Origin of the sequence: Stenotrophomonas sp. WED208 (genome assembly GCF_040984485.1) — a bacterium.
GTDB lineage: Bacteria > Pseudomonadota > Gammaproteobacteria > Xanthomonadales > Xanthomonadaceae > Stenotrophomonas > Stenotrophomonas riyadhensis.
In genome coordinates, this window is sequence record NZ_JAZARB010000001.1 from 879224 (window position 1) to 901633 (window position 22410).

Annotated in this window: 16 protein-coding genes; 13 read left to right on the forward strand and 3 right to left on the reverse strand. The window is 65.2% G+C overall.

The window, feature by feature from the left end:
* Window positions 1-134: 134 nt before the first annotated feature.
* On the reverse strand, window positions 135-908 hold the full coding sequence (locus VPH47_RS03920; protein WP_368850162.1) for a helix-turn-helix domain-containing protein: 774 nt from the start codon (window positions 906-908) through the stop codon (window positions 135-137).
* Window positions 909-1001: 93 nt separating this feature from the next.
* On the opposite strand from VPH47_RS03920, the gene VPH47_RS03925 reads away from it, so the two are divergent.
* The 7 genes from VPH47_RS03925 (at window position 1002) to VPH47_RS03955 (ending at window position 12403) form a co-directional block, all read left to right on the forward strand.
* Window positions 1002-1760, forward strand: coding sequence for an alpha/beta fold hydrolase (locus VPH47_RS03925; RefSeq protein ID WP_368850163.1), 759 nt, complete (start codon window positions 1002-1004; stop codon window positions 1758-1760).
* A 645-nt stretch (window positions 1761-2405) separates the two neighbouring features.
* Entirely contained in the window at window positions 2406-2906 is a 501-nt protein-coding gene (locus tag VPH47_RS03930) for a CS1 type fimbrial major subunit (RefSeq protein ID WP_368850164.1), read from the forward strand.
* Window positions 2907-2967: 61 nt separating this feature from the next.
* Entirely contained in the window at window positions 2968-5700 is a 2733-nt protein-coding gene (locus VPH47_RS03935) for a TcfC E-set like domain-containing protein (protein ID WP_368850165.1), read from the forward strand.
* A complete protein-coding gene (locus tag VPH47_RS03940) occupies window positions 5697-6854 on the forward strand; it encodes a CfaE/CblD family pilus tip adhesin (protein ID WP_368850166.1) in 1158 nt (385 codons plus the stop codon). The genes VPH47_RS03935 and VPH47_RS03940 overlap by 4 nt, the downstream gene beginning before the upstream one ends.
* A gap of 18 nt (window positions 6855-6872) precedes the next feature.
* Window positions 6873-7580: a pilus assembly protein gene (locus VPH47_RS03945; RefSeq protein WP_368850167.1), complete on the forward strand. Its 708-nt coding sequence runs from the start codon at window positions 6873-6875 to the stop codon at window positions 7578-7580.
* Window positions 7581-7639: 59 nt separating this feature from the next.
* A complete protein-coding gene (locus tag VPH47_RS03950) occupies window positions 7640-11584 on the forward strand; it encodes an ESPR-type extended signal peptide-containing protein (protein ID WP_368850168.1) in 3945 nt (1314 codons plus the stop codon).
* A gap of 69 nt (window positions 11585-11653) precedes the next feature.
* Window positions 11654-12403, forward strand: a complete 750-nt coding sequence (locus tag VPH47_RS03955; protein ID WP_110713454.1) for a hypothetical protein — start codon at window positions 11654-11656, stop codon at window positions 12401-12403.
* A gap of 202 nt (window positions 12404-12605) precedes the next feature.
* On the opposite strand, the gene VPH47_RS03960 is transcribed toward VPH47_RS03955, so the two are convergent.
* Both VPH47_RS03960 and VPH47_RS03965 read right to left on the reverse strand, forming a co-directional pair.
* Entirely contained in the window at window positions 12606-13250 is a 645-nt protein-coding gene (locus tag VPH47_RS03960; protein WP_012511978.1) for a hypothetical protein, read from the reverse strand.
* Window positions 13251-13433: 183 nt separating this feature from the next.
* A complete protein-coding gene (locus VPH47_RS03965) occupies window positions 13434-15857 on the reverse strand; it encodes a penicillin-binding protein 1A (RefSeq protein ID WP_164161079.1) in 2424 nt (807 codons plus the stop codon).
* A 219-nt stretch (window positions 15858-16076) separates the two neighbouring features.
* Between VPH47_RS03965 and VPH47_RS03970 the strand changes: the two genes are divergently transcribed.
* From VPH47_RS03970 to VPH47_RS03995, 6 genes are all read left to right on the forward strand, one after another.
* On the forward strand, window positions 16077-17135 hold the full coding sequence (locus VPH47_RS03970; RefSeq protein ID WP_010484061.1) for a pilus assembly protein PilM: 1059 nt from the start codon (window positions 16077-16079) through the stop codon (window positions 17133-17135).
* On the forward strand, window positions 17135-18031 hold the full coding sequence (locus VPH47_RS03975) for a PilN domain-containing protein (protein WP_368850169.1): 897 nt from the start codon (window positions 17135-17137) through the stop codon (window positions 18029-18031). Before VPH47_RS03970 ends, VPH47_RS03975 begins: the two co-directional genes overlap by 1 nt.
* On the forward strand, window positions 18028-18684 hold the full coding sequence (locus tag VPH47_RS03980) for a type 4a pilus biogenesis protein PilO (protein WP_110713450.1): 657 nt from the start codon (window positions 18028-18030) through the stop codon (window positions 18682-18684). The genes VPH47_RS03975 and VPH47_RS03980 overlap by 4 nt, the downstream gene beginning before the upstream one ends.
* Window positions 18685-18710: 26 nt before the next feature.
* Window positions 18711-19217 carry a pilus assembly protein PilP gene (locus VPH47_RS03985; RefSeq protein ID WP_350260381.1) on the forward strand — a complete coding sequence of 169 codons (507 nt, stop codon included), beginning with the start codon at window positions 18711-18713 and terminating at the stop codon, window positions 19215-19217.
* 21 nt (window positions 19218-19238) lie between these two features.
* Window positions 19239-21206 carry a type IV pilus secretin PilQ gene (locus VPH47_RS03990; RefSeq protein WP_368850170.1) on the forward strand — a complete coding sequence of 656 codons (1968 nt, stop codon included), beginning with the start codon at window positions 19239-19241 and terminating at the stop codon, window positions 21204-21206.
* 173 nt (window positions 21207-21379) lie between these two features.
* A complete protein-coding gene (locus tag VPH47_RS03995; RefSeq protein WP_368850171.1) occupies window positions 21380-22405 on the forward strand; it encodes an AAA family ATPase in 1026 nt (341 codons plus the stop codon).
* Window positions 22406-22410 lie beyond the last annotated feature (5 nt).

Below are 22410 nucleotides of genomic sequence, written 5' to 3' on the forward strand. Positions count from 1 at the left end.
GAGAACGCCCCGCATCCGCGGGGCGTTTTTTTTTTGGTGGGTGCCAACCTTGGTTGGCACGCTTTTGTAGAGTCGAGCCATGCTCGACTGCTCTTGCTGAGTCGAGCATGGCTCGACTCTACAAAAGCAGAGCACTACACCTCTGAATACTGGCTCGGCGAACACCCCAGCTCACGCCGGAACGCGGCAGAAAACGCACTGGGACTCGCATACCCCAGGTCCAGGGCCACGCGTGTCACCGCCTGCCCCTGGCCCAGCCGTTCGATGGCCGCCAGCAGGCACACCTGCTGCCGCCACTCGGCGAAACTCACCCCGGTATCCGCGCGGAACGTCCGCGTGAAGGTGCGCCGGCTCATGCCTGCATCCGCAGCCACCTCATCAAGCCCGATGGCGAGCGAGGGCGCATCAAACAGCGCCCGGCAGACGCGCGCCAGGCGTGCATCGGCAGGCAACGGCGCATGCAGGGAAAGCATCGGCATCGACGCGATCTCCGCGATCAGCAACTGCATCAGCTTGCCCGCACGCCCGTCCTCGTCATACAGCGCGGGCAGATCCACTGCGCCTTCCAGCAGCTGCCGCAGCAACGGCGAAACGGCATACACGTGGCACTGCGCCGGCATCGCCACCGCAGCAGCCGCCTCGATGGAAAGAAATACGTTGAGCATCGTCACCGGCCCGCGCATCGTCATTTCGTGCACCAGCCCGGCGGGAACCCAGCAGGCGCGCTGTGGCGGCACCAGCCAGCGCCCCTGCGGTGTCGTCACGCTGATGGTGCCGCGCGCGGCGAACGCGAACTGTCCGCGTCGATGGGCATGGCGCGGAAAGGTGGACGACGCTGCGTAGTCGTTGGAGGTGACCACGACATCGCGCGGCAGGTCTTCATAGGGATCGAGCAGCGAATTGCGCATGGCCCGGATTCTATAGCGGTTGACCCGTCATCGACGGTGGGCCGCGCCTGCATTGCCTAGCATCAATACTCCTTCTGACTGTGGCGATTCTTCATGGCCAACACTTTTCATCGCGTGGGGCAGGGGCCTCACTCCGTCCTGGTCCTGCATGGCTGGTTCGGCGACGCACACGCGTTCGAACCGATCGAGCCGTGGCTGTCACGCGACCACTTCAGCTACACCTTCATGGACTGCCGTGGCTACGGCGGCATGCGCGATGTGGTGGGGCAGTACAGCATCGACGAAATCGCCCGTGACGCACTCTCGCTCGCCGATGCACTTCAGCTGGAAACGTTCAGCGTAGCGGGGCATTCCATGGGGGGCATGGCGATCGAGCGCATTGCCGTGCTCGCCCCCCAGCGGGTGCGGTCCATGCTGGCCATCGCACCCGTTCCCTGCGGCGGCATGGCCTATGACGCACTCACGCGAGGACTTCTGGAGAGCGCTTCCGGCAGCGTGGCCAGCCGAAGGGCCATCATCGATCGCAGTACCGGCGGGCGGCTGCCCGCAGCCTGGCTGGATTGGAAGGCCCGTTATTCAATGCAGCACTCCGCGCCCGGCGCGTTTGCTGCCTATCTACCTGCGTGGGCAGATACGGATTTCAGCAATGAGATCGTCGGTGACCATCGGTTGAAGGTGCTGATAGGTGGGCACGATCCGACCTTCAACCGATCACTGATGGAGCACACCTATCTGCGCCGCTACCGGCAGGCCACGCTGCAGGTTCTGGAGGATGCAGGACACTACCCGATGAATGAGACACCCTTGGTACTGGTGGAGGCAATGGAGTCCTTCCTGTTGTCATCGCCTTGATCGAATAGGAGATCGACGACGATCTGCCGACGGAGGCCATCGGATGGGTACGGTGGTGGAACCGCATGGCGAGGTCGACACGTATCGGTTCAAGCCGACCGACATCGTTGTTGATCGGGCCACCGTGGTGCCCGCAGGCTGAGGCTCGGTCACGATTGCGACATGTAGAGTCGAGCCATGCTCGACTCGCACGCACAGCGCGAACAGCAGTCGAGCATGGCTCGACTCTACAAAGGCGAGGCAATGGGGTTTGTTGTACTCAACGCGTGAGGGAAGTTGCGTAACCTTGTCTGTAGATACACGCCATGCGTGGATGAACCACTGTAGAGTCGAGCCATGCTCGACTCGCACGCATAGCGCGAGCGGCGCGAACAGCAGTCGAGCATGGCTCGACTCTACAAAAGCAAGGCAATGAGGTTTTTTGCATTTACCGAATGAGGGAAATTGCATAACCCTCAAACATTGAGCGCCTTCAAGAATCTTCCTTAGCATTCAATGTTTTAGGAATGCTTGAATGGCCGGCAGGACAAGGGATTTCTAACATTCTCTCCGTCGCCCGCAACCACCTCTGCGGGCGGCGCCTCCCTCCCTTTCTCCTTAGGGGAGGGGGGCTTTCATATTCCCCCTTGTCCGAGAGAGACACCCATGCACGCCACTATCAAGAAGGCCGCGCTCGCTGCAGCGCTGGCCACGGCTTCGCTGTCCGCGCACGCCGTGGAAACCAAGATCTCCGTCTACGCCGACGTCGACCCGACCCTGGCCCTGCTGCGTGATGACGGCAGCGCACTGCCGGATCTGGTCACCCTGACCCACGACCCGATGCGTGGTCTGCTGCCGAACACCCAGCGCGTTCGCATCCACTCCAACGATCAGACTGCTGATATCGAGGCAAAGATCGGCAGCACATTCGTGCTGGCCAGTGGCGACGGCAAGGTCACCGTGCCGATGAAAGTCAGCCTCAACGGTCGCGATCTGGGCCTCACCCCGATTGAATACGCTGCAGCCGACCTGTTCACCGGGGCAGGTGCCACCCCGGGTGCTTCGATCTCGATGCCGCTGACCATCGCGCAGACCACCCCGGCGGCGATCGCCACCAAGGGTACCTACACGGGTGTCGTCAACGTCGTGCTGAGCCAGAAGCCCTGATTCAACGCACCTCCCGCGCCGGCCCCTGACTCGGGCCGGCCGCTTCTCCAGCGGTACCCCCATGACCCCACACGCCCCCGCCATTACCCGGCTGGCGGTCGCGCTCGCCCTGGCGCTGGCAACGCCGCTGGTGGCGGCGCGCGGCGTCCCGCCCGGCTTCGAGGATCTGGTCGAAGGCCAGACCGAACAACTCGACATCCAGCTGTTCGGCCGCTCGGCCGGGCTGTCGCCGGTGCGCGTGACCCTGGAGCACGTGCAGCTGGAAGATCCGGCAAGCGTGCTGCAGGCGCTGGATCTGCCCGCCGAGGCGCAGGCCGCGCTGCTGCCCGCGTTGTCGCAGCCGATGCCGCGCAACAGCCATCTGGCCTGCCGCTACGGTGGCGCCACCGCCGGCTGCGGTTATCTCGATCCACCGGAGGACCCCGCCGCCGTGCGCGCGCTGTACGACGAAGGCGAGGGCGCGGTGCGCCTGTTCGTCGCCCGCCAGTGGATTCCGGGCAAGCCGGCTGCCGAGCGCTTCCACACCGTCAGCGCCAACGCCGAGAACGCCTTCCTGCACCAGCAGGTGATCAATGTCAGCGGCAGCCGCGACTACCAGACGCTGTCCGCGCGCGGCACCGGTGTGCTGGGCCTGTTCGATCGCGGGCATGTCTCCGCCGAATGGAACTTCAACCAGCAGCGCTACCGCAGCCGTGGTAGTGACAGCACGTTCCAGTTCGACAACGTCTACTACCGCCACGACCTGGGGCAGGCGCACTACCTGCAGGCCGGGCGCATGGACCGCCGCAACCTGTCCAGCCCCCAGGGTGGCACCTTTAGTTTCAGCATGCTGCCGCTGGATCGGCTGCAGGGCCTGCGCGTGGGTACCACCCAAGCCTATGTGGATGCCGATGCCGCCGTGCAGGCCACGCCCCTGACCGTGCTGCTGGCGCGCGACGCACGCGTGGATGCCTACGACGGCACGCGCCTGCTGCAGACCTCCTACCTGCAGGCCGGCATCAACCAGATCGACACCCGCAACTTCCCGTTCGGCAACTACAACGTCACCCTGCGCATCTACGAAGACGGCGTACTGGTGCGCAGCGAAGATGCGCCGTTCGACAAGGGCGGCGACTGGACCAACAGCCAGTGGCAGTGGTTCGTGCAGGGCGGCAGGCGCAACGAGCGCCGCAGTGATCGCTTCGATGGCGAGCGTGTGGCCGTGGCAGGCATGCGCGTGCCGCTGGGGCGCGACGTGGCGATGGTGGCCGGCGCCGCCGACCTGGGCGGCTTCCGCTACGGCGAGCTGCGCGTGGACCTGCGCCGCCTGTACGCCACCCAGGAACTGCGCGCCAGCTTTGGCGGCATGCGCGGCAACGATGGCAGCACCGGCCAGCAGCACCAGCTGTCGTACCGCCGCACCGCATCCTGGAACATCTACCAGCAGCGCATGCGCGGCAAGGCCTGCCAGTTCGAGGCCGACGCGCGCGACCAGCTGGGCTGCACCAACTCGCTCAGCGCCTCGATGGCGCTGCCGCTGGCCGGTGGCAGCGCCTACGTGGGCTACACGCGGCGCCAGACCTGGCGCGCGGGACGCATCCTGCCGGGTGCGGAAGACGATCCGCTGGCCGGGCTGGACCCGCTGCTGCCGCCGCCGGCGCCGTGGCAACCGCGCCGCGAGCCGCAGCTCAGCCGCACCTGGCAGGCCAGCTTCAGCCGCAGCCATCGCTGGCAGGATTTCAGCGTCTCCACCCGCGTGGGCGTGTGGCAACAGCGCGCCAGCGACAGCCTGCGCGGCAGTGACCAACGCGACCGCGGCATCTACTTCAACCTGAGCCTGACCCGCCTGCTGCGCGGCACCGCCGGCAGCGGCCAGCGCCGCTACAGCGTGGACGTACGCCAGCCGCAGCACCAGCGCCCGGACATCAACTACAGCGTCGGCCACAGCCTGCGCCAGGAAGTCGATGCGCAGTACCGCGAGCTGTCGGCCGAACTGCGCGCCAACAACAGTGACCGCTACAGCGCCACGCTCAGCGGGCAATTGCAGAACAGCCTGGGCCAGAGCGGCGCCACGCTGGCGCACTACCAGCAGCGCGGCCGCAGCGAGACCGCCTACAGCGGCATGCACAGCTCCGGCTTCGCACTGGGCAAGCGCGGCTTCTACTGGAGCGGCAGCAACGGTGCCGATGCTGGCCTGGCCGTACAGGTGGCCGACACTGACGACTTTGACCTGCGTGGCGTGGCGGCCGAACTGCAGGTGGGCGGCCTGCGCCGGCAACGCCTGCAGATTGGCGAGCGCCGGTTGCTGCCGCTGTCGTCGTACCAGTCGCACCGCGCCGAAGTACAGGACGCCAGCACGCTGGACAGCATCGCCGCCATCCGCGTGACCGGCGTGGGTGGCGCACGGCCGATGTTCCTCAGCCCCGGGCGGCTGATGCGCATGCCGGTGCCGATCGAGGTGACCTACACCTTCATCGGCAACGCCAAGGATCTTGCCGGAGCGCCGCTGGGTGGCGCCCGCATCCTCAACGCGCCGGTGCCCGGCACCAGCGCCAACGGCGGCTTCGTTGCCGATTTCCCGCGTCGCGAGACAACGCTGTACCTGCTGCAGGACGACCGTCTGCTGCACTGCCCGCTGCAGGTGCGCGAGCGCCGCCAGGTGGTGCTGCTGGTCGGCGCCGTGCATTGCGAGCCAATGGCCGTGGCCCAGCTGCCGGCCGAGATCCGCCAGCAGGCCCGCGTGACCCGCCTGCTGCAGGAACGCGCGTTGATTGCCGCCACGCCCCAGACCGCTGCTGCAGGAGGAACGCCATGAACCGGCGTGTGTTGTTGGTGTTGATGCTGGTGTGTGCGCTGGTGTGTGCGCTGGTGGTGCTGGCGCCGAGGGCGTGGGCGCAGTGGCCGCCGGAGACGCATCCGGCGGATCAGAGCCGGGACATTGTGATGTCGTGGGATCGCTCGGCTGTGCCGGGGGATGTGGAATTGTGGGCGCCGCGGACGGTGTTGGGGTTCAGCCACGACCTGGCGATGAAGTATGGGCAGATCCATGTGGTTTGTGGGTCTGCTTCTGATAGTGAATTTGGGCGATGCCCGATGGAGGGTGAACCCCTTCCTATTACCGGAACATCTGAGGTTGTGTTGCGTCTTGTGGAGCAGCGGACCGGGCTGATTGCAGAAATCCGTGCGATTGGAAGCCTGTTGAGAATCATGTCCGGGCGAATTTGCACAGGTGACTTCTGGGAATTAGATCCCCGGCCTTTGTACTCAGCATTCTGGTTTCGATGCGGCGTGGGGGGAGGAGCAAATGATCCGATTGGAACCGGCGTTGAGCTGATCCTGCCTCAACGCGAGATCTCACGGCTCGTTGCAGGCCACTGGAGCGCCACGATGCGCCTGAGCATCAAAGCCGATCCGGCCGCAGCCCCGGTCGCCACCGCCGTCTTCAACTTCGACTTCACCGTCACCGACTACGACGCGATTTCGATCTACTTCCCAGGCTTCGATGGTGTTGCGCCCCTGGTCAACATGGACCTGCGCTACGACCCCATCCGCAAGGTCGTCGCCGGGCGCAAGGACGTAGATATGTGCCTGTACGACGGTGTGGGTTCGCAGAGCGAATTCCTCGGCGTCACTGTGCGCGACAGCGGGCCACGCCCACCGCCTGGGCGGGACTTTGCGGTCTGGCATCAGGACGGCGGCAGCGACGACACCCAGCGCCTCGACTACCAGGTCGGCCTGAACTACGGCGGCAACCTGCTGGCCATGAAGAACGGCGAGGAACAGCTGCTGCGCGGCATCGACAGCGCGCAGCTACGCATGGTGCTGCTGCCGGGCATCAGCCAACCGGTGTACTGCGTGCCCACGCCGCTGACGCTGGAAACACCGCCCACGCCCATCGCCAGCAAACGCCCCGGTCTCTACGACGGCGAACTGACGGTAGAGCTGCGCGTGCCGACCGCCAAACCCTGATCCCCACGGAGGCTCATCATGAAGAAGCTGCTGTTCTGCCTGTTGCCGTTGAGCGCACTGCTGGCCCCACCGGCACAGGCCAATCTGTCCATTCATCCGATGCGCGCAACGGTGGATGCCAAGCACGGCACGAAGATCCGCGTGTACTCGCAATCTACCCAGCCGCAGTACGTGCAGGCACGCCTGCTGCGTATCAGCAACCCGGCACAGGTGGGTGAGGAAGAGATTGAAGTGGAAGCTGCCGATGCGGCGATTGCCATCACGCCCGGCAAGTTCGCGCTCAGTGGCGGTGGCAATCGCCTGATCCGGGTGATTCCACTGAAGAAGGTGCAGAAAGAGGCGGCCTATCGCATCTACTTCGAGGGCGTGAATGGGCCCGACGGCACGATCCTGGAAGGCGATGAGCAGGCGGCACAAGCCAATGTTGGTGTCAGCCTGGTCTGGGGTGCGCTGGTGAACGTAGTACCTGCCGAGGGCAGCGTGGATCTGAAACTGCAGGAAAACACTCTGCACAACAAGGGCACCCTGCGTGTTGGCATCACTGGCGCTGCCGAGTGCAGTGCCGGTGGCGTGTGCACACCGCGCGAGCTGTCGAAAAGCCTCTACCCCGACGCAGCGCTGACCTTGCCGTTCCAGCTCCAGCCCGGCAACACCTTGCAGCTGCAGTACCGACTGTCGAACGACAGCTATCGCGATCACGTAACGACCCTGGCGCCGAGCGCCTGACCCTTATTGCCCCGCTCAAATGCGGGGCTTCATTTTCCTTGTCCTGTTAAGGAGAGAGCATGAACCGCATCTATCGTCGTATCTGGAATCACGCCAAGCAATGCTGGGAGGTGGCCAGCGAACTGGCGCGCACAACGGGGAAGAGAACTTCAGGACGGCGCGCCGCCGTGCTGATGGGATGCTTGATCTCTGTGCCATTCGCGGCTGTTTCCACTGAGGTGGGCGCAGACCAAGAGCACTCAGCCCAAGTTGAATCCGAGCAGGCCTCGTCCTTTACAGAGTCGACTCGAGAGGCGACAGCTGTGGGCATGTTCTCAATGTCAGCACGCGCGGGTATGTATGCAGTTGAGCTTGGTACTTCTGCCCAAGCGACGGGCTACAGCGCGGCTGCATTGGGCTCATTCTCCGTTGCAAGGGAACATGGCAGTACTGCTGTTGGATATAGTGCGAAGAGCGACGAAAAGTGGAGTCTAGCCGTGGGCGCGAGCAGCCATGCGGCTGCCCAGTATTCCGTGGCAATGGGGACGTCGTCCAAGGCAACAGGGTATAGCGCGACAGCTTTGGGGTGGAATACCGCGTCTGTCGGCGAAGGCGACGTTGCCATTGGTAGATCAGCGCAGACGTCGGGTGCTGGTGCTGGCATTTCGAGGGTTGCTATCGGTGGAGGGGCTCGCGCTGGAACGGAGGGCTACACTGGGGCAGTCGCTCTGGGTGGCAGCTCCAAGGCTGAGTTCGATGGTGTTTCGATCGGCTACAACTCCAAGGCATCAAAGACGGGGGCGGTTGCTCTTGGAGTGCACTCCATAGCCGATGAGGCGAACACTGTATCGGTGGGAAACAGCACAACGAAGCGCCGTATCGTCAATCTTGCCGACGCCCGCGTGACCAGTTCCAGTACTGACGCCGTGACCGGCAAGCAGCTCTACGCCACCGAGCAGAAGATCGGATCACTGAATGGCATGCTGAAAGCGGGTTCGCACACCGATTCCTTCGTAATTGGGACAGGCTCTGTGTCCGCTGCGGCCAACACGGTGTCTGTTGGCAGCGCAAGCAAGAAGCGCCGCATCCAGTATCTTGCCGATGGCGTGATTGGTGCTGGCAGCACGGATGCCATGACGGGCAATCAGCTGCATGCCACCAACACGAAGGTGGCGGCCGTCGAGAAAATCGCCGATACCGCGAAGATGGATCTTGTGGCGGTGCGCGAAATCGCGCAGAAGGCCACCAATCGTATTGACGCGACCACGCTGGCGCTGGGCAGGGGGGCGGCCGCAGAGAACGGCAGCTACGGCATCAGCACCGCACTCGGCAACAACGCAAAAGCGTACAACGGCCGCAGCGTAGCGCTGGGCGACGACGCGCGCGCTGGTGTGGATGCGGACGGCAACAAGGTGGCCAACCAGAACGCGGGTGTCTCGGTCGGCGCCGGAACCCGTAGCGCCAACGGCGCCGTTGCAACCGGCTTCCGCGCAAACGCAGGCGGCAACTTCTCTATTGCCGTAGGCGGTGATGCCAAGGCCGAGGCCGAGCACGGTACGGCGGTTGGCTATCTGAGCAAGGCCAGTGCCGGCCAGAGCACCGCGTTGGGTCGCGGTAGCGAAGCAACTGCGCTGTATACCAGTGCACTCGGAAATCTGTCGAAAGCAACCGCGGTCAGTGCAGTTGCGCTGGGCGATCGTGCCCAGGCCAAGCATGAGAACGCCGTGGCACTGGGAGCCGGGTCCGTCACCTATTCCGCCAACTCGGTCTCGGTGGGTAACGCCTCGGTCAGGCGAAAGATCCAGTACATTGCAGATGGCACTATCAGCAAGAGCAGCACGGATGCTGTTACCGGCAGCCAGCTGTTCGATACCCAGCAGTCTGTAGCCAAGGCTCAGACGGCGGCTGACGTCGCAAAGACCAGTGCCGACAGCGCGTTGACGAAGGCCAACACTCTCTCCGGGCTTCTGAGCCAGACCGCTGCCTCGGGCAATGTCCGCCTGGGCGCAACCAACAGCGGCACCGTACTGGACGTGCGGAACAGCGCCAATGCGAGCCGTAAGGTTACGGGTGTTGCAGATGCGACGCTGTCTTCCACCAGCACAGATGCGGTGACCGGCCGGCAGCTCGCTGCCACCAATACCCATGTCAGTACTGCGCAGAGTGACGCCAATGCGGCCAAGACCTCCGCGAACACCGCCCTGACCCAGGTGGGAACGCTAAACGGGCTGCTCAGTCAGGCCAGTGCCAATGGCAATGTCCGCGTCGGTGAGAAGAACAGTGGCACCGTGCTGGATGTACGCAACAGCGCGAACGCGAATCGGAAGCTGACCGGTGTGGCTGATGGAGTAGTCAGCGTCAGTAGCTATGAGGCCGTCAACGGCAGGCAGCTCAATGCGACCAATGACAAGGTGACGACTGTGGAGGGTGTGGCCAGGTCTGCGGGTGCAGATGCTGCCGTGGCGAAGACCGATGCAGCCAAAGCGTTGACCGAGACGGCGGCGCTGGGCGGACTGGTGGCGCAGGTATCTGCGTCTGGCAATGTGCGATTGGGCGAGAAGAACAGCGGAACGACCTTGGACGTGCGCAATAGCGCCAATGTCAATCGAAGGATCAGTGGCGTTGCAGATGGGGCGGTTAGTGCCGATAGCGCTGAGGCCGTTTCAGGTAGCCAACTCCACGCGACGAACAGTCGAATCTCGGATTTGGAGAGCACCAATCAGTATGTGAGTGTGGGTGTTGACTCACTCAGTGAGCGCGCAGAAGCGGCGCTGCTTGGGGTGGCTATTGGTGATTCAGCGAAGGCCGGAGCTGAGGGAGGCACCGCCTTGGGCGCCTTCGCAACAGCTCTGGGAAAGAACTCGGTGGCAGTTGGCCGTGGTGCGGGGGTCTCGGGCGTCGCATCTGGTGGGTTTGCAATGGGAGCTGGGGCTCAAGTGCACGCAATCAATGGTGTTGCGATCGGGGCGGGCTCTATTGTTGGAGACTCGGCCGCGGGCTCATTGGCATTGGGGGCGGGGTCCTTTGCAGACGAAGCAGGTACTGCATCATTTGGTAACTCTACAGATCAACGCCGTATCACCAACATCGCCAAGGGCACTGCCGACCACAACGCCACCACCGTCTCCCAGCTCAAGGACTCCCTCGCCACGCTCGGCGGCGCCGCAGGCATGGATTCCAGTGGCAACATCATCGCCCCAACCTACACGGTGCAGGGCGGAACGCAGAACACCGTCGAGGATGCGCTGATGGCACTCGATGGTGCCGTCATCACCGCCAGCCGTCGCGTGGACAAGGTGGAAGGTCAGCTCAGTTCGATCTTCCAGGATTCACCTTCGGCGCGCGCTGACGGCATGAGCCAAATCGCGCTGAATGGCGTGAATGGCATGGTGCTGACCAATCTTGCCGATGGCCGAGTGGCGCCAGGAAGCCGTGACGCGGTCAACGGTGGCCAGCTGCATTCGATGCAGCAGCAGCTCAATGGCCGCATGGACGGTCTGGAGCAGCGCATCGACGATGCCCCGGCACCGCGTGCACTGGCGTCTTCCTCGGTGCCGAAGCCGCAGGCCGAGGAAACTCCTGTGATACCGGAAGGCAAGGACTCCCAGCAGGTCGCTTCGCTGGGCGAGGGTGACAAGCCCACGCCGCAGCCGAAGGCCAAGCAGGACGAGTCGCCCAAGCCGCAGGTCGACACCGCTGAGCTGGAGAAGATGCTGGCCCGCGCCAACGAGTACACCGATGGTGCGATCAGCAACTTCGAGCGCCGCCTGGACAAGATGGACAAGCGCTTCAACCGCATGGCGGCGATGAGCAGCGCGCAGACGGCGATGGCGATGAACACTGCCGGCCTGGCCACCTACAACCGCCTTGGTGCGGGCGTGGGTTACAGCGAGGGTGAGTCGGCGATGGCGGTGGGTTACCAGCGCGTGCTCAACGAGAAGGGCTCAGCCACCTTCAGCCTCAATGGTGCGTTCACCAACAGCGGTGAGCGCAGCATGGGCGTGGGTGTGGGCATCGGCTGGTAAGCCATGCAGCCCCGGCGTGACGCGCGTAGTCCACCCCGTCGCGCCGGGGTCCTTGCCGAGGAGATGGCAATGTATGGTTGGGTAAGCCGGTTCATGAGCTACCGCACCTTCTATGTGTGGCGTGCGCGCTACCGGTACTACACGCGCCACTTGAATGGCAGGATCGTGGTCAGTGCGCTGTGCCTGGCGGGTGTGGTGCTGCTGCTCTGGTACTACTGGCGGTACACCAACGTGCCGCCGCCGCGGATGCACCCACAGGCCGCAGCCTTGCGGGTGGAAGGCATCACCAACGAAGCGATCCACCGCATCGTGCTGGTGCGCCATGGCGGCAGCACGCCGGGCCAGGAGTTCACCACGCCGCAGGAGGTTCGCGCCAGTACGGTGCGCACGATGCGGGTGCGGCAGGTGCTGGACGGGGAAGTGGCATGGCGCCTGAAGGCGAATCTGCTGGCGGACATCGCGGACTACATCGAGGTTACCGGAGGATGTGTGCCTTACCCGTGCGCTCAGGTGCAGGCCCGCCTCCTACTGTTGCGCGAGGCGGCGGTGCAGAATGCGGGTATCAACCAGACCTTGCAGCGGATTCTGGACGGGCCGAGCGATCTGATGCCGAGCCTGGAACGTGGTGACCGCCAGCGGGTGAAGAGCGGCTGGTCGGATTCGTTCGACGACATCTACTACCAGACATGGTTGTTGAACGATCTGCAGAGCATGCACGCACGGATGATGGCGGAGTATCCCAGGCGCGCCCCGGCGCCGTGGCTGCCGGAGTGGATGATGGGCACGGAGTCCTCAACCGGCAGCGGAATGCCGCCGTAACGCGACGGCCGTTGCCTGCTGTAGAGTTGAGCCGCGCCGAAGGATCTGTGGGCGCCCTCCAGATGAACGCATCGCCATGCGCGCGGAACCTGCCGCCGGGCCGAGGGCAGGATTCGCGCTCGACTGCTCTTCGATCAGAGATACAGACGCCTGAAGCACTGTGCGGACCAACGGTCCGCACCTACCAATACCGGTACTACCGTTACCCGCCGATGTACGCAGTGATCTCCGCCTCGGCCAGCACCTGCCGCAGCTGTGCCACCGACGCGCGCCGCATCGGCTTCTCGTCCACCGGTGACAGCGGCGCCTGACGCAGGGCGTCGTACGGCAGCACCGCCAGGTCGAAGGTCAGCTCCTCCGCACTGAAGACCCACACCGGCACATCCAGGCAGCGTTCGCGGTCCATGCGCAGGCGGCGCGTTCGCGATTCGGCGGGAATGCCGTGTTCGTCCAGGAAGCGGTGCACGGCTTCCGGGTCGTCGCTATGCAGGTGCAGCTGCACGGGGCTGTTGGCGTCGGCGGTGCCATCCAGCACCGGGCCGGCCAGGCGCGGGGCAAAGCCGTGCAGGAATTCCAGCGCGCGCATGGCGGCTTCGCGGCGGCGCTGCAGTTCGTTGCCGTGCTGGGGCCCGGAGAACAGCCGCTGGTATTCGCGCAGGGCGTCTTCGATCTCGGTATTGCGGGGCAGGGAGGCATCGTCGTGGATGCCGAGCCGGCTGGCGGCCTTCAACTTGGCCTGGTGGTAGTCGCGGATGCCGCCTTCGGCCATCAGGCGGGCGGCTTCGTGGGCGAGGCGGTGGCGCCGCTCGCGGGTCTGGCTGGCAGCATGCTGACGGGCGCGATGCATGCGATGACTCCTGTTGCGACCTGGCTACAGACTAGCGCACGGATGTGACATCTGCGTGGGTATTTAACACAGGTGCCAACCAGGGTTGGCACCCACCAACGCTCTGGTAGGTGCCGACCTTGGTCGGCACGGGGCGCCAACCAAGGTTGGCATCTACCAGAGCGGCACCCACCAAACCCTTCCTCAGAAGATATCGAACGCGGCGGCGTCGGCCTGCGGCGTATTGAGGTTCAGGTCGTAGTCGGTCAGGCGGTCCATGTCTTCCACCTTCACCCACTCGGTGGCGCCGTTGAGGGTGGCCTGGACCATGCCGCTGGGCGGGTCGTTCTGCGCGATCGGGGTGTCCTTCAGCGCGGTGCGCATGTAGTCGATCCAGATCGGCAGCGCGGCCTTGCCACCGTATTCGCGGTAACCCAGCGAGCGGAAGTCGTCGCGGCCCACCCACACGGTGGTCACGTACGGGCCGCCGAAGCCGGAGAACCAGGCGTCGCGGTGGTCGTTGGTGGAGCCGGTCTTGCCGCCCACGTCCTCGCGGCCGAGCACCTTGGCCTGGGCACCGGTACCGCGCTGGACCACGTCGCGCATCATCGACACCAGCTGGTAGGCGGTGCGGGCGTCGATCGCGCGCGGGGCGGTGCGGGCATCCGGGTTGGCCGGAGCCACCGGGGTTTCGGTCTTGGCTTCGGCCTTGGCCGCGGCGGCCGGGTCGACCTTCGGGGCCGGGGCACCGAAGTTGAAGCCGTCCACCACCTGGTTGACCGGCTGGTCGCTGCTGCCGGCACAGTCGCGGCAGGCCAGTGCCGGGTTTTCCTTGAACACCAGGTTGCCGTCGCGGTCGTTCACCTGGTCGATGAGCCAGGTGTCCACGCGCGAGCCGCCGTTGGCGAACACGGCGTAGCCACGGGCCACCGACAGCGGGGTCAGCGAGGCAGTACCCAGTGACATCGACAGGTTCGGCGGCAGTTCCGATTCGGCGAAGCCAAACTCGCTGATGTACTTGCGCGCGTAGTCCACGCCCATGCCATCGAGCAGGCGCACCGAGACCAGGTTGCGCGACTGCACCAGCGCTTCACGCAGGCGCATCGGGCCGCGGAAGCCGCCGCCGTCGTTCTGCGGGGCCCAGGTCTTGCCGCGGCGGTCGCGGAACACGACCGGGGCGTCGAGCACGATCGAGGCCGGGTTGTAACCCTTGTCGAAGGCAGCCGCGTAGACGAACGGCTTGAAGCTCGAACCTGGCTGGCGACGGGCCTGGGTGGCGCGGTTGAACTTGTTGCCGGAGAAGCTGAAGCCACCCACCAGCGCCTTCAGCGCGCCGTTGTGGGCATCCAGCGAGACCAGCGCGGACTGGCCGCGCGGCAGCTGGTCCAGCAGCCACTCACCGTCCTTGGCACCGGCGCGTACGCGCACGATGTCGCCGCGCTGCACCAGCTTGCCCGGGGTCTTGTTGGTCCACTTGGCGGCACCGGCCGGCAGCACGATCTCGCTGCGGTTGGCCAGCACCACGGTAGCGCTGCCATCGGCGCCGGTGCTGGCGACGATGGCCGGCAGCAGCCCGGCCTGGCCGAACATGCCGCGCAGGTGCTCGGCCAGGGCGGCGGCGTCTTCGCCGGCACCCACCTGGACCTGCTTCTCCACGCCGTGCCAGCCGTGGCGGTGGTCGTACAGCAGCAGGCCATCGCGGACAGCCAGGTTGGCGGCGGTCTGCAGGGTCGAGTCGATGGTGGTGGTGACGTGGTAACCCTTGTTGACCACATCGCCGCCGAAGCGGGCGATCATTTCCTGGCGCACCAGCTCGGCCACGTACGGGGCATCGACCTGCACCGGCGGCTCATGCGCGGTGGCGTGCATCGGCACCGCCTTGGCCGCGTCGGCCTCGGCCTGGCTGACGAACTTCAGGTCGGCCATGCGCTGCAGCACGTAGTTGTCGCGGCGCTGGCGGGCACGTTCCGGGTTGGAGATCGGGTTGCCCGAAGACGGGAACTTGGGGATGCCGGCCAGCGAGGCCATCTCGTCCAGGTCCAGCTCGTTCAGCTTTTTGCCGTAGTAGAACTCGGCAGCAGCGGCCACACCGTAGGCGCGGTTGCCGAAGAAACTCTTGTTCAGGTACAGCTCGAAGATCTCGTCCTTGCTCAGCTCGGACTCGATCTTCCGCGCCAGCAGGATCTCGGCCAGCTTGCGGGTGTAGCTGTACTCGGAGCTGAGGAAGAACTGGCGGGCCACCTGCTGGGTGATGGTGGAGCCACCCGGCACGCGCTTGTCGTTGGTGGTGGCCAGCAGCCACACCGCGCGGCCGATACCCATGTAGTCCACGCCGCCATGCTCGTAGAAGCGGGCATCCTCGGTGGCCAGGAACGCCTGCTTCAGCTTCTCCGGCACGTCCTTCATGGTGATCGGGGTACGCCGGGTCTCGCCGAACACGGCCATCAGCTTGCCGTCGGCAGCGTAGACGTACATCGGCTCCTGCATTTCAACGTCGCGCAGGGTCTGCACGTCGGGCAGCTTGGAGGACACAGCGTAGTACAGACCGCCCACGGCGGCCGCGCCGATCAGCGCCAGGACCAGGACAATCAGGAAGATCCAGCGCAGCCAGCGGCGGAGTCGAGTCATCGGGTTCAGATTCCGATTGCGAATTTCGTGGTCGCAGAGTATAGATTACGCAAGGTGGCGGCTGGGGTCGTCGCCGGGGAGCGCAAAGGGAACAGTCAGGGGCTGCATGGTGAATCCGTGAGGGACTTCACAGCAGGGCCGTTGCCATTTGCTAAGAATACGTTATTAATGCTCGGGCGCAGGTCTTGCGTCCAAGTGCCCGTCGGCAGGGGAGAAACCGTGGGGCTCATCCCAAAAAGTCAGTCGCCGCTTGTGGGCGTCGACATCAGTTCGACTGCGGTAAAGCTTTTGCAGCTGTCCCGCAGTGGCAACCGTTTTCGTGTGGAACATTACGCTGTGGAACCTCTTCCGCCGAATGCGGTGGTGGAGAAGAACATCGTGGAAGTGGAGGCCGTGGGTGAGGCCATCCGCCGTGCGATGAACCGCTCGGGGAGCAAGGCCAAGCTGGCCGCTGCCGCCGTCGCCGGGTCGGCGGTGATCACCAAGGTGATCCCGATGCCGGCCGAGCTCGACGAAAACGACATGGAAGCCCAGATCGAGCTGGAAGCGGTCAACTACATTCCGTACCCGATCGAGGAAGTGAACCTGGACTTCGAGGTGATCGGGGCGATCCCGAACAACCCGGAGATGGTCCAGGTGCTGCTGGCCGCGTCGCGTTCGGAGAACGTGGAACTGCGCCAGTCGGCGCTGGAGCTGGGTGGCCTGCAGGCCAAGGTGATGGACGTGGAGGCCTTCGCGGTCGAGAACGCCTATGCCCTGGTCGCCAGCGAGCTGCCGGTATCCATCGAGGGTGTGGTCGCGCTGGTCGACATCGGTGCCACCATGACCACCCTCAATGTCCTGCGCGGCGGCCGCAGCCTGTACAGCCGCGAACAGGTGTTCGGTGGCAAGCAGCTGACCGACGAGATCATGCGCCGCTACGGCCTGAGCTACGAGGAAGCCGGACTGGCCAAGCGCCAGGGCGGGCTGCCGGAAAGCTACGAGATGGAAGTGCTGGAGCCGTTCAAGGAAGCCACGGTCCAGCAGATCAGCCGCCTGCTGCAGTTCTTCTATGCGGGCAGTGAGTTCAACCGCGTCGACCACATCGTGCTGGCCGGCGGCTGCGCCGTGCTCGGCGGTCTGCCGGAAATGGTCGAGGAACAGCTGGGCGTGCCGACCGTGGTCGCCAACCCGCTGGCACAGATGACCCTGGGCCCGAAGGTGAACGCGCATGCGCTGGCCCAGGATGCCCCCGCGCTGATGATCGCCACCGGTCTGGCGCTGAGGAGCTTCGACTGATGGCACGCATCAATCTATTGCCCTGGCGCGCCGAACGGCGCAAGCAACGCCAGCGCGAGTTCTACGCAATGCTGGGCATGGCCGCGATCGGTGGCCTGCTGCTGTCGCTGCTGATCTGGTTCTATTACGACCGCCAGGTGAGCGGCCAGATGGACCGCAACGCCTATCTGGAAGCCGAGATCGAGAAGGTCAAGGAACAGAACAAGGAGATCGACCGCCTTGACGCCCAGAAGGACCGCCTGCTGGCGCGTAAGAAGGTGATCGAGGAACTGCAGGCCAAGCGCTCGCAGATGGTGCACCTGTTCGATGCGTTGGTGCGCACGATCCCCGATGGCCTGGTGCTGACCGCGCTGAAGCAGGAAGGTGATGTGCTGACCCTGGAAGGCCGTACCCAGTCCAATGCCCGTGTTTCGGCCTACATGCGCAACCTGGAGACCTCCGGTTGGATGACCAACCCGGAGCTGTCGATCATCGAAGCGCGTGACCCCGAGAAGGACAAGGACGGCAAGACGGGCCCGGTTGCGGATATCAAGGCGCTGCCGTACGTGTTCGTGGTCAAGGTGAAACTGCCGGCACAGAGCGAGGAAGTGGCGGCGACGCCGGGCCTGAACGCCGACGGTTCGGTGGCGACGGCTGCGCCGGCGCCGGTGGCACCGCTCGCCGCTGGCCCGGATGCGGCCACGCCTGCGGCTCCGGCTGCAGGTCCTGCAGTGAACCCGGCTGCACCGACGCCGGCGGCACCTGCTGCCGCGCCGGCAAGTGCGCCGGCCGCTGCTCCGGCCAAGCCGAACCAACCGGCCGCACCGGCTGCCCAGCCTGCGCCGAAGCCTGAGGGCAGCCGCCTGGCGCAGCCGCCGCAGGCCTTCAATGCCCCGCTGCAGGGGGACCGCGCATGAGCCAGAAGATCGATCTGAAGAACCTGGATTTCAACGACATCGGCAACTGGCCGCAGAAGGCCAAGATCGTCTTCTGCTCGCTGCTGGCACTGGTGATCATGTTCCTGGCGTGGATGCTGCTGATCAGCGGCAAGCGCGAGGAACTGGCCGGCCTGGAATCGAAGGAAACCGAGCTGCGTTCGGAGTTCACCAAGCAGCAGGAACGCGCGGTGAACCTGGCGCCGCTGAAGCAGCAGCTGGCGCAGATGGAGCAGGTGCTGCAGCAGATGCTGCGGCAGCTGCCCAGCAAGACCGAAATGCCGGACCTGATCATCGACATTTCGCAGACCGCGCTGTCCAGCGGCCTGACCAACGAGCTGTTCGAGCCCGAGCAGGAGCAGGTCAAGGAGTTCTACGCCGAGAAGCCGATCAAGCTGCGGATGGTGGGCAGCTACCACCAGTTCGGCGCGTTCGTCAGCGGCGTGGCCTCGCTGCCGCGGGTGGTGATCCTGACCATGCATGACATCAACCTCAAGCCCAAGGACAAGACCAGCGGCAACGTCCGCAGTGGCGCGCTGGAACTGTCCGGCACGGTCAAGACCTATCGCTACCTGGACGAGACCGAGGTGCAGGAACAGCAGAAGGCTGAAGCCGGCAAGGAGGACAAGAAGTGATCCGTTCCTTCTTTGCACGTTGTGGAATGGCGGCTGCCGTGCTGCTGCTGGCCGCATGCGGCCGCGGTGTGACCAGCACGCCGGGTGATGCGCCGAATCTTGAAAAGTGGGTGGAGGGCGAGCGTGCACGACCGGCACAGCCGCTGGAGCCGCTGCCGGTGATGCAGCAGTTCGAGACCTTCGAGTACTCCGCGCAGGGCATGCGCGACCCGTTCACCGATGCCTGGACCAATCCGCAGCAGGGGAATGGCGGAATGCGTCCGGATCCGAACCGGCGCAAGGAGCCGTTGGAAGGCTTCCCGCTGGATGCACTGGACATGGTCGGTACCATCGGCACCGGTGCAGGCACCGTCGCGCTGGTGATGGGGCCGGACAAGGTGACCTACCGGGTGCGCCCGGGCGGTTACCTCGGGCAGAGCGACGGGCGGGTCACGGCGGTCTTCGAAGACCGCGTGGAGCTGATCGAACTGGTGCCGGATGGCGCGGGCGGCTGGCTGGAACGGCCGGCAACGCTCTCGCTTGAAGATCAATGATCGTTTACTGGGGATAGCACGATGACCTTTCACCAAGCCAAGGGGCTGCGTCCCATCCGGCGCTCTACCTTGAACCGTGTCAGCGCGTTGGGAGTCGCGCTGATGCTGGCCTGCGCTCCGGCGCTGGCCGCCGCACCGGCGGAAAAGCCGGTGGGCGCTACCGTGGCCCCGGCGACCGCGCCGGCCGGCCTGTCGGTGGCCAAGATCGATTTCAAGCGTGGCGATGACGGCGCCGGGCGCCTGATCGTCCAGTTCGACGGCCAGGGTGCGATTCCGGACCTGCGCACGCAGGGCAACAGCGTGGTGGTCGATGTCGGCAACGCCCGGCTGCCGGCCAACCTGCAGAAGCCGATGAACGTCACCGACTTCGCCACGCCGGTGCAGCGCATCGACGCCAAGCCGTCCGGTGCCGGCACCCAACTGGTGCTGAGCACCGGTGGCGCCGTGGAATCGCTGGCCTACCAGAGCGGCAACGAGTACGTGGTGGAGATCAGCCCGCGGCAGGCTCCGGCCGCCGTTGGTGCGGTCACTGCCGGCAGCGTCACCCAGGCCGCCAAGGCTGTCGGCCAGCGCGGTTTCACCGGCAAGCCGGTGACCTTCAACTTCCAGGACGTGCCGGTGCGCACCGTGCTGCAGTTGATCGCTGAAGAATCCAATCTCAACGTGGTGGCGTCCGATTCGGTACAGGGCAATGTGACCCTGCGCCTGGTCAATGTGCCGTGGGACCAGGCACTGGACATCGTGCTGCGTGCCAAGGGCCTGGACAAGCGCCGCGACGGCAGCGTGATCTGGGTCGCTCCGCAGGCTGAACTGGCCAAGTTCGAGCAGGAGAAGGAAGACGCGCGCATCGCCATCGAGAACCGCGAGGACCTGGTTACCGATTACGTCCAGATCAACTACCACAGCGCCACCCAGATCTTCAAAGCGCTGACCGAAGCCAAGGGTATCGGCGGCAGCGGAAGCGGTGGTGCAGGTGGCTCGGGCTCGCCGTCGCAGGAAGACAGCGGCTTCCTGTCCTCGCGTGGCCGCATCGTCGCCGACGAGCGCACCAACACGCTGATGATCAGCGACATTCCGAAGAAGATCGCGCGCATGCGCGAACTGATCGGTGTGATTGATCGCCCGGTCGACCAGGTGCTGATCGAAAGCCGCATCGTCATCGCCACCGATACCTTCGCCCGCGAGCTGGGTGCGAAGTTCGGCATCAGTGGCAGCCGTGACAATGTGTACTTCAGTGGCAATCTGGATGCCAATGGGGAGACCATCAAGTCGCAGGCCGATACGGCGGCGGCCAATGCCAAGGCCTATCGTGACTGGGAGGCCGGTGGCAGCGTTGGACCGGCGCCGGTTCCGTTGATGTCGGCGATCAAGCGTGGCCTGAACTTCAACTTGCCGGCTGCCTCGACCAGCACCCCGGGTTCGCTGGCCCTGTCGATCCTCAACGCCGGCTACCTGCTGGACGTGGAGCTGTCGGCCATGCAGGAAGAGTCCCGTGGCGAAGTGATCTCCAACCCGCGCGTGGTCACCACCAACCAGCGTGAAGCGCTGATCAAGCAGGGCAAGGAAATCGGCTACGTCACCATCAGCGGTGGTGGTGCCGGCGGCATTGCCACGCCGAACGTGCAGTTCAAGGAAGTGGTGCTGGAGCTGAAGGTCACCCCGACCATCACCAACGACAACCGCGTGTTCCTCAACATGCAGTTGAAGAAGGACGAAGTGGAGCGCCTGATCCAGCTGCAGGGCTATGGCACCGTGCCGGAAATCAACCGCCGCGAGGTCAACACTGCGGTGCTGGTGGATGACGGCCAGACCGTGGTCATCGGTGGCGTGTATGAGTTCACCGACCGCAACAGCGTGAGCAAGGTGCCGTTCCTGGGCGACGTGCCGTTCCTGGGCAATCTGTTCAAGAAGCGTGGCCGCAGCAAGGACAAGGCCGAGCTGCTGGTGTTCGTCACCCCGAAGGTGCTGCGCGTGGCCAAGCAGAACTAAGCCCGCGCAACCCATGATGCGAAGAAGGGCCGCCGCGTGCGGCCCTTCTTCGTTTCCGCCGGTAGATCCACGCCATGCGCGGATGGGCCGTTCAGCCGTTCTTGATGCCAATCGCAGGGCACCCTGCGATGATGTCGGGAACCCGTGCCGTCCCGCGCCGGTCAAAGGCCCCCATGAACCTGCCACCGCCGATGCCCGAAACCGCCTCGCCGCCGCCTGCGCCGGCCACCTCCCGCCTGCATGCCGCCTTCACCCAGCTGCGCGACGCGCTGTCAGCGGAGATCGTGGGCCAGGCCGCACTGGTCGAACGTCTGCTGATTGCCCTGCTGGCCGACGGCCATCTGCTGGTGGAAGGTGCCCCGGGCCTGGCCAAGACCACCGCCATCCGCGCGTTGGCCGCGCGCCTGGAGGCCGATTTCGCCCGTGTGCAGTTCACCCCCGACCTGCTGCCGGCCGATCTGACCGGCACCGAGATCTGGCGCCCGCAGGAAGGTCGCTTCGAATTCGTGCCCGGTCCGATCTTCCATCCGATCCTGCTGGCCGACGAAATCAACCGCGCACCGGCCAAGGTGCAGTCGGCGCTGCTGGAAGCGATGGGGGAGCGCCAGGTCACCGTGGGTCGCCACACCTACGCACTGCCGTCGCTGTTCCTGGTGATGGCCACGCAGAACCCGATCGAGCAGGAAGGCACCTTTCCGCTGCCCGAAGCGCAGCTGGACCGTTTCCTGATGCATGTGCGCATCAGCTACCCCGACCAGGCCGCCGAATCGGAGATCCTGCGGCTGGCCCGCGAGCGTGCCCGTGGCGCGCTGGGCGAGGCGGCACCGGTACCGGAGAAGCTGCCGATGCAGGATGTGTTCGATGCCCGTCGCGAAGTTCTGGACCTGCACATGGCGCCGGCGCTGGAGCGCTACCTGATCGAACTGGTGCTGGCCTCGCGCGATCCGTCGCGCTATGACGCCGGTCTCGGCCGCCGCATCGCCTGGGGTGCAAGCCCGCGTGGATCGATCGCGCTGGAACGCTGCGCACGTGCGCGCGCCTGGCTGGCCGGCCGCGATTTCGTCACCCCTGATGACGTGCGTGCGGTCGCTGCCGACGTGCTGCGCCATCGCGTGCTGCCCAGCTACGAGGCCACCGCCGAAGGCTGGGATGGTGAGCGCCTGGTGCAGGAGCTGCTGGCCCGGGTGCCGGCACCCTGAGCCTG

What these genes read in the sequence shown, in the direction of transcription:
- VPH47_RS03995 (WP_368850171.1), top strand. Translation starts at nt 21,380, where the DNA reads ATGAACCTGCCACCGCCGATGCCCGAAACCGCCTCGCCGCCGCCTGCG.
- VPH47_RS03950 (WP_368850168.1), top strand. Translation starts at nt 7,640, where the DNA reads ATGAACCGCATCTATCGTCGTATCTGGAATCACGCCAAGCAATGCTGG.
- VPH47_RS03990 (WP_368850170.1), top strand. Translation starts at nt 19,239, where the DNA reads ATGACCTTTCACCAAGCCAAGGGGCTGCGTCCCATCCGGCGCTCTACC.
- VPH47_RS03920 (WP_368850162.1), bottom strand. Translation starts at nt 908, where the DNA reads ATGCGCAATTCGCTGCTCGATCCCTATGAAGACCTGCCGCGCGATGTC.
- VPH47_RS03925 (WP_368850163.1), top strand. Translation starts at nt 1,002, where the DNA reads ATGGCCAACACTTTTCATCGCGTGGGGCAGGGGCCTCACTCCGTCCTG.
- VPH47_RS03965 (WP_164161079.1), bottom strand. Translation starts at nt 15,857, where the DNA reads ATGACTCGACTCCGCCGCTGGCTGCGCTGGATCTTCCTGATTGTCCTG.
- VPH47_RS03935 (WP_368850165.1), top strand. Translation starts at nt 2,968, where the DNA reads ATGACCCCACACGCCCCCGCCATTACCCGGCTGGCGGTCGCGCTCGCC.
- VPH47_RS03940 (WP_368850166.1), top strand. Translation starts at nt 5,697, where the DNA reads ATGAACCGGCGTGTGTTGTTGGTGTTGATGCTGGTGTGTGCGCTGGTG.
- VPH47_RS03985 (WP_350260381.1), top strand. Translation starts at nt 18,711, where the DNA reads ATGGCGGCTGCCGTGCTGCTGCTGGCCGCATGCGGCCGCGGTGTGACC.
- VPH47_RS03975 (WP_368850169.1), top strand. Translation starts at nt 17,135, where the DNA reads ATGGCACGCATCAATCTATTGCCCTGGCGCGCCGAACGGCGCAAGCAA.
- VPH47_RS03945 (WP_368850167.1), top strand. Translation starts at nt 6,873, where the DNA reads ATGAAGAAGCTGCTGTTCTGCCTGTTGCCGTTGAGCGCACTGCTGGCC.
- VPH47_RS03980 (WP_110713450.1), top strand. Translation starts at nt 18,028, where the DNA reads ATGAGCCAGAAGATCGATCTGAAGAACCTGGATTTCAACGACATCGGC.
- VPH47_RS03930 (WP_368850164.1), top strand. Translation starts at nt 2,406, where the DNA reads ATGCACGCCACTATCAAGAAGGCCGCGCTCGCTGCAGCGCTGGCCACG.
- VPH47_RS03960 (WP_012511978.1), bottom strand. Translation starts at nt 13,250, where the DNA reads ATGCATCGCGCCCGTCAGCATGCTGCCAGCCAGACCCGCGAGCGGCGC.
- VPH47_RS03955 (WP_110713454.1), top strand. Translation starts at nt 11,654, where the DNA reads ATGTATGGTTGGGTAAGCCGGTTCATGAGCTACCGCACCTTCTATGTG.